The organism is Ochrobactrum sp. A-1 (assembly GCF_022488005.1).
GTDB lineage: Bacteria > Pseudomonadota > Alphaproteobacteria > Rhizobiales > Rhizobiaceae > Brucella.
Map to the genome: position 1 here is coordinate 311,159 of NZ_JAKVQC010000004.1, position 13,842 is coordinate 325,000.

The following is a 13,842-nucleotide window of genomic DNA, read 5'->3' on the forward strand; positions in this document are numbered from 1 at the left end:
GCCGGAGTTATCGGATCACCAACACCGGCACCGTACTGCTCGACACAACTTCAGCGGCCTGGCTTCCGAGAAGAAGCCGTTTTACACCCCGCCGACCATGAGATGCCATGACAATCAAGTTGCATCCAAGCTGCTCGGCTGTCTCCAAGATGGCGGTAGCGGCTCGGGCACCCGGCACATGAACGGTGTCCGCTTGAATACCCATCTTTTCTGCTGTCGCTTTTATCGGAGCCATCATCTCTTCAGCTGCTTTCTCACGCCCGTCATTGTAGCTCGCTATATCGGCTGACGTAACGCCCCAGGCCGCCCCACCAGTTGGTACGGGAAAGGGTTCGGTGGCCGTAATGATCGTTACTCTGCTGCCCAGCGCCTTTGCGAGGGAAAGGCCATGATCAACACCATTCTGGGCAAGTTCCGAACCATCGGTTGGGATCAGGATATGTGTATACATAAAAACCTCATTAACAAGATGCGCATTTGAATGGTAAGAAAGCACAGGGTATAATCCACGACAAGCTCGCGACCGGATCAAACCGAGCGATGGTGCTATCAGACCGGTAGTGAGTGATACTCATGGTCGCCCATCCGCTGACGCCCCCCGAGGCACGGCCTCGGAATGAAACGGCAGCATTCTCGTTGATTTCGCAGGCGCGATACTCACTACTGTCAGGAAGTGTGGGCTCAATTCGGGCGCCCTTGCCGGCTACGCCTCTCGGGCGCGGATGTCCGGCTCCATCATGTCGTCGAGGCGTATTGGGGCGCAACGCCGACCGAGTGCCGTCCCTTCGCCTACCGCCAGTTCACCCTGGTGTGACCGCATCGGATACAATCGGGCGATCCGGCAGTGTCGGAGCTGGCGGCAGGCCGGTGGCTACGAGAATTTCCTGCTCATCCAGCGACTCTTCCTTTATCAGCGCTGCAACGAGCGCATCGAGTTTCCCGCGATGCTCCGTAAGCAGCCGCCTGGCGTCTTCATGACATTCGTGGATGATGCGCGCCACTTCCACGTCGATCAGCTTTGCAGTCTCGTCGCTATACGGCTTTTGCCCCATGAAGCCGCCGCCCTGGCCGGTCCACTCATTCTGGCGGGGGCCAAGCTGGATCATGCCGAGCTTGTCGCTCATGCCCCAGCGGGTGACCATTTGACGAGCGATGGATGTCGCCTGCTCGATGTCGCTCTCGGCTCCCGTCGTCTTCGTGCCGTAGACGACTTCCTCGGCGGCGCGGCCGCCCAGAATGCCGATGATCTTCGCCCGCAGGTAGGCTTCCGGATAGTTGTAGCGATCGGTCAGCGGCCGCTGATAGGTGACGCCGAGCGCCTGGCCGCGCGGCACGATGGTGACGCGATGCACCGGATCGGCGCCCGGCACCACCAGCCCCAGGATGGCATGGCCGCCCTCATGATAGGCGACGCGCTCCTTGTCGGTGTCGCTCAATATGATCGGGCGCTCGGGTCCGAGTATGATCTTTTCCAGCGCATCGAGAAAGTCCTTGTGATGGACCTCGTCCTGCCCGCGCCGGGCGGCCAGTAGCGCCGCTTCATTGACGAGATTGCGAATGTCGGCTCCGGAAACGCCGGGCGTCGTCTGGGCGATCTCGCCAAGGTCGACATCACTGGCCAGCGGCACCTTGCGCGTATGAACCTTGAAGATCGCCTCGCGGCCGGCCTTGTCCGGCAGATTGACGACGACGCGGCGGTCGAAGCGGCCGGCGCGCAAGAGCGCCTTGTCGAGCACGTCGGGCTGGTTGGTGGCGGCGAGCACGATCACGCCCTCGCGGCTGGAAAAGCCGTCCATCTCGGTCAGGATCTGGTTTAGCGTCTGTTCCTGTTCGCTTGCCCCGCCGATCACCGACTGACCGCGGGCGCGGCCGATCGAGTCGATCTCGTCGATGAAGATTATGGCCGGCGCATGTTTGCGCGCCTCCTGGAACAGGTCGCGCACCCGCGAGGCGCCGACGCCCACGATCATCTCGACGAATTCAGACCCGCTCATCGAGAAGAACGGCACCTCGGCCTCGCCGGCTACGGCGCGGGCCAGCAGCGTCTTGCCGGTCCCGGGCGAGCCGACCAGCAGCACGCCCTTCGGGGCGGTCCCTCCCAGTCGCGTATACTTCTCCGGGTTCTTGAGGAAATCGACGATCTCGACGAGTTCGTTCTCGGCCTCGTCGATGCCGGCGACGTCGGCGAAGGTGACCTTGGTTTCCGTCTCCTTGTCGAAGCGCCGCGCGGTGCTCTTGCCGAGGCCGCCAAAGCCGCCCAGCATGCCGCCGCCCTGCTTCGCGGCGCGCCGGAAGAACCAGATATAAAGGCCGATGATCAGCAGCGCCGGACCGAAAGCCGACAGAAGCGTCAGCAACGGGTTGGCCTCGGTCTGGATCGGCGTCGCCCTGATGTCGACACCGCGCCTGATCAGCTCGGTTTCAAGGCCGGGATCGACGAACAGCGGCAGGATCGTCGTGAAATTCTCGACATCGCGCGGCTCGGCTGCCGGCTGGCCCTCAGCCGCTGGCGGCGTCCAGGGAATAGCGGCCTTGAACTTACCCTCGATCGATTCGCCCTGGGTGTGGATCGCCTCGACATTGTCCTTCGCCAGTTCGCTCCTGAACGCGGTGTAGGAAATCGGTTCCGGCCCCTGCGGACCGGGGAAGAACAGGCTCACCAGAAAGTAGTTGAGCGCCAGCAGTAGTAGGAACACCAGCCAGTTGCTGCGGGGCGGCACAGCGGAACCGTCCCCGCTTTTGACGGGGGCAGCTCGTTTCGAACTCATCTTGCCGTTATTTGCTGGCATAGTAATTTCCACCCCTTCCACAGGTGACGCTGCTGCACGCTATTGCACGTTACGCTGCTGGTCCAGCCTTTGGAGACGGGTTTGCGATAGCCCATCAAAGGAGCCATTCTATAGGCAGAAAGCCAACGAACCAGAGGACAAGACGCGAGACGGCATCCGTGTCTGGCCCGCTCTCATGGTAGGATTGCGCCCCGTCTGCCGTAGCTTCGTTCCATACGATTTCGTCTTCGTCTGTGAATTCCGGCGCATAACTCAGGAGCGCAAAGTGGGTCGAAAAGGCGTCGGCAAGCGTTCCGGCCATGCGCAGGCTATCGATCAGAACCCCATCTCGGTATTGAGGAGCAGGGATCGGGGGCCGAAATTGAAGGAGCCGATGAAGATGTGGTTACCGTCGACGGCGAGTGTTTTGGTACGCAGGCTCGTGCTCGATGATCCTGCAATGCCACGCGTCTCTTAATCGTCTTGCGCCGCGTGCTCGCGCTTCAGCTCGAAAATCTCGACGCCAGACCGCAGAAGGGCCGGCCGGTGTTGATACCCAAAGCTTCTGCATAGAAGGCTGGGACCTCTATGCCGCGCTATTGCTGGTGATCGTGCACAATAGAGCGGGGATATTATTCATTGCTACAGAGAGGCTAATAGCCGGCTTCGGCGGGGTTCATCTCCGGATATCGCAGAATGATACGATGTACCCTGTCTGTAACTTCTGCCGGCGATCTGCGTTGTGTCAGAAGATAGTCGAGGCACTCGAGAATGGCTTTGAGCGTCTTCGGTTGAGCCGCCGGCACGCCGGCACTTCGTAGCCGGCCGGGTTGCTTCTGGAAGCTTCGGTTGAAAAGCCGGTCATGGTGCGCGCAGATGTTACGCAGGTCGACAAGCGCCTCCACCCAGTTTGTGAACACAAGATCAGAGCCTACACCAAACTGACCGGCGATATGGGTCTTAAGCGGCCCGGCAAGGCACTGCAAAATGCGCGATGTGGCCCCGAACGTCAGAAATTCCTTCATCGTCCAGATCGGCGGCATTATGGGCGTTCCGTAAGTGTCGCGATAGTGTCTGGCGCGCCGATCCTTGGAATTTTCGTACACCTTCGCGAAGCTCTGAAGCGCCCTTATATTAGCGCTCGCATCCTTGAACGCGGCCGTGATGTAATAGGGATGGCTTCCATAGCTCGCGCTAAGTGTTTCCGACATGCTGTTGCGCAGCAGGAGTTCGAACTGTCCGACGGCCTGGAAACACGCGTCTCGCAGCCGCGCGTCACATTCGTAGAGCCGGATGATATCGTGATATCGAGTACCCGGAATAAACGGCTTGCCAAGAAGGTGCGCCTGTCGACGACTTAGAAAATAGATGCGGAGACGTTCGTAGCCAATCGCCTCTATCTTCCGCGCAGCTACATTTGGCCGGGTGACAACCAGACCCCTCGCCCTCAGATGGGCTACCCGCTGTGCTGCGGTCGCATGCGCTTTGGCGTATGGTATCAATGCCATAAAAAACGAAGGGCCACCCTTTTGCACTTCCCGAAGGAGTCGTGTGGCGGCCCATGACCCCCCCTATATAACCCGTCTGGGCGCCATTTTCAAGAAGCTTGCTCTACCTCGCACCCTAGCGAGCAAAACAGGGCGATCCTACCGTTATTCATCATAACGAGAGAAATCGAGATCGTAAACGGTAAGCGCGAAAATCCCTGCACCTATTCATTGGCGGAGCATTGAGGGAGTCTGTGTCCACAAGGGAGACTGTGGACACAATGAGATTGGATGGCACGGGAATATCGGGGCAGCTTCGGGTCATGCGGGTTCTTCGCAACGGCAAGCGACGGTTTGATCCGGCTGAGAAGGAGCGCTTGATCGATGCGGCTCTTGAGCCGGGGGTATCAGTTGCGGGGCTTGCGCTGGAGCACGGCGTCAACACCAATCAGTTGCGCAACTGGATCACGCTACGCCGTCGGCGGCAGGAGGCAGGAGGCAGGGAATGTGTTGACGGTTGTGCCGAGCTGCGCGGCGTCAGCCTTTATTCCGGTGGTCGAAACAGCGCCGATCGCGCGACCGCCGGCGACGATGGGTCGGCCGACATCGCCTCGGGTGCGCGTGAAGACGTCGCTGCCGAACGGGGTTCAGCTTGAGCTTGAAGGTGTGGATGCCCAGGCTCTGTCGGCGATGATCGAAGCGTTGGGGCGTTGCGATGTTCCGGCTGGCTGATGATCTGGGTGTCTATCTTCATCGGGAGCCGATCGACTTCCGGGCGGGGATCAACAGCCTGGCGATCCTGGTCGAGCAGTCGATGGGCCTCAACCCGTTCGATCGCGCGGTGTTCGCCTTCTGCAATCGCCGCCGCACCCGGATGAAATTGCTATTCTTTGATCGATCGGGCTTTGTGATGGTGCTGAAGGCGCTGACGGAAGACAAGTTCCGCTGACCCCGGCGGCAGGAGACGGTGGTGATGCTCGACGCCGAGCAATTGCACTGGCTGCTCGACGGCATTGATCTCGACGCGATGGTCCGCCACCCGGTTCGGCAATATCAGTTTGTCGGGTGAATTTGGCCGTTGACGTCACGACATGCTTCAGATTCAAGATTCCGATGAATCGAGCCGGCAGCCCGACCGTTGCGGAATTGATGGCGCTTCTGGCGGCGAATGCGGCCGAAATCGCTGTGCTGAAGGCCGAGCAGGAAACGCTCGCGCAGCGCGTCATCAAGCTTGAGGAAGAACTGGCGCTTGCACGGCTGCATCGTTTTGCGCCACGCAGCGAAAAGCACATCGATCGCATCTTCAATGAAGCCGAACACGCTCTCTACTGGCCGACTGCCCTGTCCCCATCGTCATGTCGCATTAGGTCATGGTGACGAGATCGGAGCTTGTGCCAAAATCTCTACTTGCGCCGTCACCAGCGGCGTTCATTGAGGTTGTTACGGATCGCTCCCTACCGATCAGACACCATTTGCCTATTTCCGCGTCGGGATCGCGAGAACATCGCATGGAAGCGTCATAAGGAAACGTTCGGCGACGCTACCGATGGTGTCATACTCGATCTCGCTGCGACCGTGCGTGCCGGCAACAACCAGATCAGGCCAGTTCCTGGCGACATAGTCGCTCAGTACGGCCTCGGGTTCACCTTCCAAGATAGTCGACCCGATAGCAGGCGCCCCGGCTGCGGTGATGAGGTCCTCCATATGGTGCTGAGCTTCCTTTATGGCCCTTTCGCGCTCTTCGGATTCTATAATATCAAGAGTGCGCTCAGCGTTGGGGCCACTCCAGTTTGGCTTGATCTGGTAGGCATGCAGCGCGGTCAAGCGCGCGGACGGAAACAGTGCGTGCCCGCCAAGGAGAGCGCGCCTTGATGGATCCGAGAAATCGACCGCTGCAACGATGCTGCCATACGAGCCTTCAGGGCGACGCCGCACGGCGAGCACGGGTACATTCGCCCGACGCACTATGCGGGCGGCCGTACTCCCCAAATACTTCTCGCCTATAATCTTGCCATGCGCCGGTCCGGTGATCAGGAAATCGCATCCAAATTCATGTGCATGCGCAAGTGTGCGGTCCGCGGGGTCGCCGATGACTGTGTGGCGTACAATTTTACATGTTTGTTTGGCAGAGCGCACAAGTGCTTCCATCTCTGTCTCGGCATTGCGGATACGACGATCCATTCCCCATGGCCGTGCAGAATTCGATTCAGCGACATGCATGACAACGAGTTCGGCATTCCACTCCGAAGCAAGTTCGACAGCGCGGTCGAAGGCTCGGTCCCCCGCTGGAGTAAGGTCGGTTGCGAGCATGATCTTGCGCGGTACTGATATCGTCATCGTCGGCTTGCCTCTTTACTGTCGTTCACAATATGCCAAAACTCGTTGACCAGCCCCGAGCTATAGCCACTTCCCTGTCAAAGCCTGCCAGCCGGGAGACTGTCCGCCGTCGCGCTGCCATCAGGCGCCGCGGAGAGTTAGCGCGATCCGATCCTTGATTGCCAGGCGCTGCTTGCGTAGCGTCGTCTCGTGGTCCTGCGAGACCGGAGCGACATTCGTCTCGGCAAGGTGAATCTTATCGTTCACCACGTCGTACTCTCGCAACAGGTCCGCAAAGATCGGATCAGAGATCTTCAGCGCGTGAATCTGCTCCATCTGACCGGGGAATTCTTCCTCGAGGGTATGAGGGGTATTTGACAAAAACATCTCCTGTGGTCATTGCAAGGTAAGGATACAGACGCCCGGATTTCCATCCTTGATCCTGGTCAATGAGGAGCGTAACCGCTCACCTCTCGGCGAACCCTCTAACATTCTCCGCATGGCGCAAACGCTTCGCGTGTTTCATGGAATGAAGTTCGCCCCCGTCAAGCAGTCGGGCAATTTCGGCCGAGACTTGATCGGCGGCGATCACCAATGCGGCATCGAGGTGGACGTAACGTTGTGTCACGCCCCTTGGTCCATGTCCGAGTAGTCCCGAGATTGTGAGTTCGCTAAACCCGAGCGATGCCGCAATGCTGGCGAAGGTGTGGCGTAGGACGTGAGGCGTCACATTTTCCAGACCGGCGCGGGCGCACACCCGGTCGAGGACACGGACGACGCCGATGAAATGGCCGTCGCCCCAATCGGCCGGGAAAACGTAAGGGGACGCGCTGCGCTGCCCCTGGCTCATCAATTCCATGATCGCAGCATCGCCGGCCGCCCTGATCTGCGCCCCAGACTTGGTGTCGGGGAACGCCACGCAATTGTCGTCAGGCTCGACCCACTCCTTCCGCATCGCCAGCACTTCCATGCGGCGGAAGCCCGTCTGCAGCATGACGCGGATGGCCGCGAGACCCGTCGGATGCTCGCCCTCGCGCTCCATCTGCTTCATGATCTTGCCGAGATGCCGGACTTCGCCGGCGCTGAGACGCCGCTTCAGCTTATTCGAGGCGATGACCCGCACACCGTTCGCAGGGCTCTGTTCGATGATCCCGAGCCTGCGCGCATGATTGAGCAGGCTGCGAAGAGTGCTGATCGCACGGCCCGCGACTCCCGCCCCGCCGGAGGTCTGCCCGCCACGTCCGGCCCGGTGCACCCGCGCAGACCTTCCGGCGGCGATGTCGGCCTGGAGGCTCTCAATATCGGCCAGTCTCAAATGCGCAACGACGCGCGTGCCGATTAAGGGCTTGATGTGTTGCTCGATGCGGCTGCGATCGCCGGAGACCGACGACGCCTTGATCGGGCGCCGGTTCCGGCCGAGCAGGCGACCGGCTTCCGCTTCTTCCAGATACCAGTCGCAGACTTCCGCCACAGTCATCCCCTCGCGGGCCGACCGCCGCTCCTGCGAGGGATCGGCGCCGTCAATGACCGACGCCAGCTTCTTCTTGGCGAGGTCGCGCGCGACCTCGACCGTGAGAACGCCATACTGCCCGATCACGAACCGGCGCGTGCGGCGCTCCACGTTCCGATACTGGATGATGAACGTCTTCGTCCCCGACGACTTCACCCGCACGCCAAATCCGCGCACGTCGGTATCCCACATGAACACGTCACGGTCGGGATCTCGCTCCAGGGCTTCAACAATTCTCTTTGTCAACTTCGGCATCATAAAACTCCTTCAGACTTCGCCTTCCTTTTCGTTCGACCGGCCGCTAGGGCGGAGGCGCGCGACATCGACCAAATCTGCTTCCCCACGCAGGTGCAGCATGACCGGGGAAGCAGGGGGGAAGCAGCAGAACGGAAATCCACGGCGTTTCCAGCGTATGAACGCGGAAAGCAGTGTCAACGTAAGTTATTGAAGCGTAGGGATTTTTCGTAGTTTTGCGGTTTAATACTTGCTGGAGCGAAAACTGCCCGGACGGGTTGCCAAGGTTGGGGTCGAGGGTTCGAATCCCTTCGCCCGCTCCAGTTTTTCTTCAAATCAGGTTTTACGAAGGCTGCCGACAGGCGGCCTTTCGTGTTTCAGGGCATTGTTTCTAGATGTGGACCATGGCTAGAGCAGCTTGAACGGCAGGCCCGAAACGAGCGCCTTTATATAGCGCTTCTTCTGAAAATAGCCGTTGAGTGAGATACGCGGAATCGCTGCGGCTGGCATCATGCCCGTTTGCTGCAGCACACCGGGCTGGGTGGTCACGCCCACATCGAAGCCGGCTGCGGATACCGCCCCGATCTCACGTTCCCCAACTGCCGCCTTCCATCCATATGGATAGGCAAAGGATCGCGGCTTGTAACCAGCATAGCGTTGCACCGATTCGGTCGAATCAGCGATTTCCTTTACCAGCCTCTTGTCGTCGACACGGCGCAGATTAACGTGGGTGACGGTGTGCGCTCCAAGATGCACAAGCGGATCAAGCGCAAGGCTACGCAACTCCGATGGGTTCATCACCGATTCATCGACAAGGGAAATTGCGTCGATCCCGACCGTCTGTGCTGCTGCATCGATGCGGGCGACTGCCTCGTCTTCATCGAAACACTGCATGAACTGAACGAGCCGGGCAAAAGCCGCTGATTTCTGGTTCGGGCTTTCAGAGCGGACCTCCAAAATACCGCCGCCAAAGTCGAACTGGAAACTGTTGGCCTCCGTCACCAGAGCCGCAATAGTCCGCCACCACATGGACCGCTTGCGTTCCACGAAGCCGGTTGTGATGAAAATCGTGTAGGGAATGCTGTATCGGGCAAACACCGGCGCCGCGAATTCAGCATTGTTCCGATAACCGTCATCAAGCGTGAAAGCGACATATTTCCGGGTATCGGCTTGCTCGGAAAGTAACCTTGGCAAATCATGCAAATGCACGGGCAAAAGGCCCGCTTCCAATGCCGCTTCTATCGCCATTTCAAGCGTGTGCGGCGTAATTGAAAGAATGGCGTTCGGGTCCGACTGATCGGTCGCATCTTCCGGTTTGACGTGATGCATCGTGAAGACGACGCCGCGCCCACCGGCAGAAGGGAAAAGCGCCGACGCGCCGGAAAAGGCGATAGCCTCCAGCCCTGCACGGATCAGCGGATATTTCAAACTGCCCTTTATCGACCGCAGCGACATCTTCTCGAATATACTTCCCCCGAAGGCCAGACCTGGCAGTCGATAACGCGCCAGCCGTGAACCCCACTCGCCTATAGCAATTTCATCTCCCCGCGTGAATTGCTTTCGCCGCATCTTATTCCTAGAGCGCATTTCAATCTGATTGAATCAGGTCGGCGCTCTGAATATTTGTTTTAAAGCGCATCATATCCGAAAACCATTTCACACTTTTCGGGATGCGCTCTAGCAAAAGGGCCGCACGCAAAGCGTACGACCCTTTATCAATTTGTTCGTCAGATTGAATAGTTCAAAGCGAAGTCGAGCTCTTCCACCAGTCGGTTCCGCCATCATGCGCATACTGGTCAATTTCAGCCAGTTCCTCAGCGCTGAATTCCAGTCCCTTCAGAGCTCCCAAAGAGTTTTCAAGCTGTGCGACCGAACTTGCCCCGATGAGCGAAGAGGTGACGCGCGGATCACGCAGCGTCCAGGCAATCGCCATCTGGGCCAAAGTCTGTCCGCGACGCTCCGCAATGGCGTTCAATGCGCGGATACGACCCAATAGCTCTTCGTTCTCAGCACTGGCTTTCAGGGAGCCACCCTGATTCGCCCGCGCTCCCTCCGGAATGCCCTTCAGATAACGTGATGTCAGCAAACCCTGAGCCAGTGGCGAGAAGACGATGCAGCCGGTGCCCAGTTCATCCAGCGTATCGAGAAGCCCGTTCTCAATCCAGCGATTGAACATATTGTAGTTCGGCTGGTGAATGAAAAGCGGTACGCGCTCTTCCTTCAGGATCGCCGCCGCCTTCAGCGTCAGTTCCGGCGAGTAGCTGGAAATACCGACATAAAGTGCCTTGCCCTGGCGATGCAGATGCGCAAGCGCTCCCATCGTCTCTTCCAGAGGCGTCGTGGCATCGACACGGTGCGAATAGAAGATGTCGACATAATCGAGCCCCATCCGCTTCAGCGACTGATCGAGACTGGCGATCAGATATTTACGGCTGCCGCCAATTCCGCCATAAGGCCCCGGCCACATATCCCAACCGGCTTTCGACGAAATAATCATCTCATCGCGATAGGGCCGAAAATCACTGGCCATGATGCGACCGAAATTTTCTTCGGCAGACCCGGCAGGCGGCCCATAATTATTCGCCAGATCGAAGTGGGTTACGCCCAGGTCGAAGGCGCGACGGAGAATCGCGCGACCGTTTTCATAGACATCCCGGCCACCGAAATTGTGCCAAAGGCCAAGCGATATGGCTGGCAAATCGATGCCGCTCCGGCCGGTACGGCGATAGATCATATCTGACTGGTAACGATCAGCCGCTGCAGAATAATGCATGACGCATCTCCATGAGTGAAATGGTTTGACCACGCATGGAAGGCAGCGCCAATCCCATGCATAACAGGTGTGGCGCATATTTGATCCCGATGGGAAGCTGGTGCAACGCTAATCTATTGACCGCAACTCAACGAAAGAATGACAGAAACTCAACAAAACCGTCACGGCGATGCAGCTTCCTCCGCGACGACCAATTTCGTAAGCCCCTGATCTTCCCGGATAATATCGATCAACCGCCGCAAACCGGATGGCACCTGTCGTCTGCTTGGATAATACATGGTCAGAGGCGGACCTTCCGAAGCCCAATCAGGCAACACGGCTTTTAACGCCCCCGTATCCAGGTAATTTTGGACCAATGGCTCCAGACAATAGGCAAAACCGATACCGCCAAGAGCGGCCTCGACTGCCTGCTCGGTCTCATTGGCACAAATCGGGCCCTTCACATCGACCCGGCGCAAGGAAGCTCCGTTTCCGAGCTCCCACGCGTAGCGGGAATTGTCCCCGAGCCTCGTCTCTATGCACGGCAAATGGAGCAGATCATCCGGCGTTTCGGGGCGCCCTACCCTCGATATCAGAGCAGGAGAACCGACCACGATCCATTGCAAGGGACCGGTCAACGCAACACCAATCATATCTTGCGGCACCCGGTCGCCATAACGAATCCCTGCGTCGAAGCCCTCGGCGACGATATCGACCATCTGGTCATCTATGGTCATATCGAGATGCATATCGGGATAGGTTTGCGTATACCGCGGCAGGATGGGTGCAATAATCAGCCGAGCAGCATCACGTAACGCGTTGAGCCTTATGCGCCCCGACGGAAAGTCGCGCTGGCTGGTCAGCGTCTCGACGGCCTCCCCTATCGCCCTAAGACCTATTTCGAGTTGAGCTGCGAATGCAGCGCCTGCATCGGTCGGCGTGAGCGAGCGGCTAGTGCGATTGAGCAGCCGCACACCGAGCTCGGCTTCGAGTTTTCGCAGGCGATGGCTTATGGCGGATGTTGTGACACCGAGTTCGTTAGCGGCCTGTTTGATGCTCTGGCGCCGCATGATGGTGACGAATATGTTGAGATCAGCCAGTAACGAGCGGTCGAGGTTCACCATTGTCTTCCTTCGATGAGTACAGTGTCTGATAGCTCAAACGGGCTGGTTTGTCGCTATTTTGGGTGGTTGGAAGTTTTTGGGTGGTTAGAGCGCGTTTCGATCTGATTGGATCAGATCGGCGCTCTAAGTTATTATATTTCAAGCATAATCTTATCGATCCTCGTTTCACTCCGGTCGGATTATGCTCTAAACGCCAAAACCCCGCAGCATGGCTACGGGGTTTTGTTGATTTGGTTGCGGGGGCAGGATTTGAACCTGCGGCCTTCAGGTTATGAGCCTGACGAGCTACCGGGCTGCTCCACCCCGCGATAAACTTTTGAGTGCCGTGCTTAGGCCCGGTCATGTTTTGTTTTCCGTCCTCGCCGGCTGTGCCGGCTGCGGTCGGAAGAGGCTGCTCCACCCCGCGCCAGGGTGTTTATTATGAACTGGTTTGGGTATTTTTTGGCGCCTGGCGCTGATGCGAACTGTTTTGCATGTTTTGTTGAGAAGATGTTTTGATTTGTGTGCTTGGCAGACCTGGCAGCGACCTACTCTCCCGTGTCTTAAGACAAAGTACCATTGGCGCTGGAGCGTTTCACGGCCGAGTTCGGAATGGGATCGGGTGCAGCCGCTCCGCCATAACCACCAGGTCGGCGAAGAACACAAATATGAGAAGCTGGGTTAGGGCAGTAAGGCAGTAGGGGAATAGGGCAGTATGTTAGAACTGCGCATCTCTTTGCCTTCGTGCTTTGTCTTTCTGTGTAGGCGATGGTTAAGGGCTTTAGGCAACATATTGCCTTCATCATCGAACTTCGTTCGATGGATATTGTAAATGGGAGTGATCAAGTCGATCGAGCTATTAGTACCGGTAAGCTACATGCGTTGCCGCACTTCCACACCCGGCCTATCAACGTGGTAGTCTTCCACGGCTCTGATAGGGAATACTCGTTTTTAGGTGGGTTTCCCGCTTAGATGCCTTCAGCGGTTATCCCGTCCGTATATAGCTACCCTGCTATGCCGTTGGCACGACAACAGGTCCACCAGAGATACGTCCATCCCGGTCCTCTCGTACTAGGGACAGATCCTATCAATATTCCTACACCCACGGCAGATAGGGACCGAACTGTCTCACGACGTTCTGAACCCAACTCACGTACCGCTTTAAATGGCGAACAGCCATACCCTTGGGACCTGCTCCAGCCCCAGGATGCGATGAGTCGACATCGAGGTGCCAAACAACCCCGTCGATATGGACTCTTGGGGGTCATCAGCCTGTTATCCCCGGCGTACCTTTTATCCGTTGAGCGATGGCCCTTCCACGCGGGACCACCGGATCACTATGACCGACTTTCGTCTCTGCTCGACTTGTCAGTCTTGCAGTCAGGCAGGCTTATGCCATTGCACTCGACGAACGATTTCCGACCGTTCTGAGCCTACCATCGCGCGCCTCCGTTACTCTTTAGGAGGCGACCGCCCCAGTCAAACTACCCACCATACACGGTCCTGGACCCGGATAACGGGCCGCAGTTAGACATCCATAAAAACAAGGGTGGTATTTCAAGGTTGACTCCACAAAGGCTGGCGCCCCTGCTTCAAAGTCTACCACCTATCCTACACATGTCGTCACGAATGCCAGTGTAAAGCTATAGTAAAGGTGCACGGGGTCTTTCCG

Annotated in this window: 12 protein-coding genes, 1 tRNA gene, 2 rRNA genes and 1 pseudogene (1 of these 16 running past the window's edge); 3 read left to right on the forward strand and 13 right to left on the reverse strand. The window is 58.0% G+C overall.

What is annotated here, in order from left to right; all coding sequences use genetic code 11:
- Positions 1-7 precede the first annotated feature (7 nt).
- The 4 genes from MKS82_RS11035 to MKS82_RS11050 form a co-directional block, all read right to left on the reverse strand.
- Entirely contained in the window at positions 8-451 is a 444-nt protein-coding gene (locus MKS82_RS11035) for a universal stress protein (protein ID WP_240578854.1), read from the reverse strand.
- A gap of 349 nt (positions 452-800) precedes the next feature.
- Entirely contained in the window at positions 801-2,789 is a 1,989-nt protein-coding gene (gene ftsH, locus MKS82_RS11040; protein ID WP_240578855.1) for an ATP-dependent zinc metalloprotease FtsH, read from the reverse strand.
- 94 nt (positions 2,790-2,883) lie between these two features.
- A complete protein-coding gene (locus MKS82_RS11045) occupies positions 2,884-3,090 on the reverse strand; it encodes a hypothetical protein (protein WP_240578856.1) in 207 nt (68 codons plus the stop codon).
- Positions 3,091-3,421: 331 nt separating this feature from the next.
- On the reverse strand, positions 3,422-4,276 hold the full coding sequence (locus MKS82_RS11050; RefSeq protein WP_240578857.1) for an Abi family protein: 855 nt from the start codon (positions 4,274-4,276) through the stop codon (positions 3,422-3,424).
- A gap of 260 nt (positions 4,277-4,536) precedes the next feature.
- Here MKS82_RS11050 and MKS82_RS11055 point away from each other — a divergent pair, with 260 nt between their 5' ends.
- The 3 genes and pseudogenes from MKS82_RS11055 to MKS82_RS11070 all read left to right on the forward strand — a co-directional run.
- Positions 4,537-4,911, forward strand: coding sequence for a transposase (locus tag MKS82_RS11055; RefSeq protein ID WP_240578858.1), 375 nt, complete (start codon positions 4,537-4,539; stop codon positions 4,909-4,911).
- 59 nt (positions 4,912-4,970) lie between these two features.
- On the forward strand, positions 4,971-5,204 hold the full coding sequence (tnpB, locus tag MKS82_RS11060) for an IS66 family insertion sequence element accessory protein TnpB (protein WP_240578859.1): 234 nt from the start codon (positions 4,971-4,973) through the stop codon (positions 5,202-5,204).
- 164 nt (positions 5,205-5,368) lie between these two features.
- Positions 5,369-5,578 (forward strand): annotated as a pseudogene (locus MKS82_RS11070) (IS66 family transposase); the annotation flags it as partial.
- Positions 5,579-5,731: 153 nt separating this feature from the next.
- Here the strand turns inward: MKS82_RS11070 and MKS82_RS11075 are convergent.
- The 9 genes from MKS82_RS11075 to MKS82_RS11115 all read right to left on the reverse strand — a co-directional run.
- Complete coding sequence (locus MKS82_RS11075; RefSeq protein WP_240578861.1) at positions 5,732-6,592, reverse strand: universal stress protein; 861 nt, start codon at positions 6,590-6,592, stop codon at positions 5,732-5,734.
- A 120-nt stretch (positions 6,593-6,712) separates the two neighbouring features.
- Positions 6,713-6,952 (reverse strand): YdcH family protein, encoded by a 240-nt coding sequence (locus tag MKS82_RS11080; RefSeq protein ID WP_240578862.1) that lies wholly within the window; start codon positions 6,950-6,952, stop codon positions 6,713-6,715.
- Positions 6,953-7,037: 85 nt separating this feature from the next.
- Entirely contained in the window at positions 7,038-8,336 is a 1,299-nt protein-coding gene (locus MKS82_RS11085) for a tyrosine-type recombinase/integrase (RefSeq protein ID WP_240578863.1), read from the reverse strand.
- Between the two features lie 387 nt (positions 8,337-8,723).
- Entirely contained in the window at positions 8,724-9,770 is a 1,047-nt protein-coding gene (locus MKS82_RS11090) for a polysaccharide deacetylase family protein (protein WP_109988712.1), read from the reverse strand.
- 286 nt (positions 9,771-10,056) lie between these two features.
- A complete protein-coding gene (gene mgrA / locus MKS82_RS11095; protein ID WP_109988626.1) occupies positions 10,057-11,088 on the reverse strand; it encodes an L-glyceraldehyde 3-phosphate reductase in 1,032 nt (343 codons plus the stop codon).
- Between the two features lie 161 nt (positions 11,089-11,249).
- Positions 11,250-12,191 (reverse strand): LysR family transcriptional regulator, encoded by a 942-nt coding sequence (locus MKS82_RS11100; RefSeq protein WP_181394312.1) that lies wholly within the window; start codon positions 12,189-12,191, stop codon positions 11,250-11,252.
- 231 nt (positions 12,192-12,422) lie between these two features.
- Positions 12,423-12,499, reverse strand: a tRNA-Met gene (locus MKS82_RS11105).
- 206 nt (positions 12,500-12,705) lie between these two features.
- Positions 12,706-12,820, reverse strand: a 5S ribosomal RNA gene (gene rrf, locus MKS82_RS11110).
- Positions 12,821-13,008: 188 nt separating this feature from the next.
- Positions 13,009-13,842: ribosomal RNA gene (locus MKS82_RS11115) — 23S ribosomal RNA — on the reverse strand (it continues 2,076 nt past the right edge of the window).

What these genes read in the sequence shown, in the direction of transcription:
- MKS82_RS11100 (WP_181394312.1), bottom strand. Translation starts at nt 12,191, where the DNA reads ATGGTGAACCTCGACCGCTCGTTACTGGCTGATCTCAACATATTCGTC.
- MKS82_RS11085 (WP_240578863.1), bottom strand. Translation starts at nt 8,336, where the DNA reads ATGCCGAAGTTGACAAAGAGAATTGTTGAAGCCCTGGAGCGAGATCCC.
- mgrA (WP_109988626.1), bottom strand. Translation starts at nt 11,088, where the DNA reads ATGCATTATTCTGCAGCGGCTGATCGTTACCAGTCAGATATGATCTAT.
- MKS82_RS11090 (WP_109988712.1), bottom strand. Translation starts at nt 9,770, where the DNA reads ATGTCGCTGCGGTCGATAAAGGGCAGTTTGAAATATCCGCTGATCCGT.
- ftsH (WP_240578855.1), bottom strand. Translation starts at nt 2,789, where the DNA reads ATGCCAGCAAATAACGGCAAGATGAGTTCGAAACGAGCTGCCCCCGTC.
- MKS82_RS11050 (WP_240578857.1), bottom strand. Translation starts at nt 4,276, where the DNA reads ATGGCATTGATACCATACGCCAAAGCGCATGCGACCGCAGCACAGCGG.
- tnpB (WP_240578859.1), top strand. Translation starts at nt 4,971, where the DNA reads ATGTTCCGGCTGGCTGATGATCTGGGTGTCTATCTTCATCGGGAGCCG.
- MKS82_RS11055 (WP_240578858.1), top strand. Translation starts at nt 4,537, where the DNA reads ATGAGATTGGATGGCACGGGAATATCGGGGCAGCTTCGGGTCATGCGG.
- MKS82_RS11045 (WP_240578856.1), bottom strand. Translation starts at nt 3,090, where the DNA reads ATGGCCGGAACGCTTGCCGACGCCTTTTCGACCCACTTTGCGCTCCTG.
- MKS82_RS11035 (WP_240578854.1), bottom strand. Translation starts at nt 451, where the DNA reads ATGTATACACATATCCTGATCCCAACCGATGGTTCGGAACTTGCCCAG.
- MKS82_RS11075 (WP_240578861.1), bottom strand. Translation starts at nt 6,592, where the DNA reads ATGACGATATCAGTACCGCGCAAGATCATGCTCGCAACCGACCTTACT.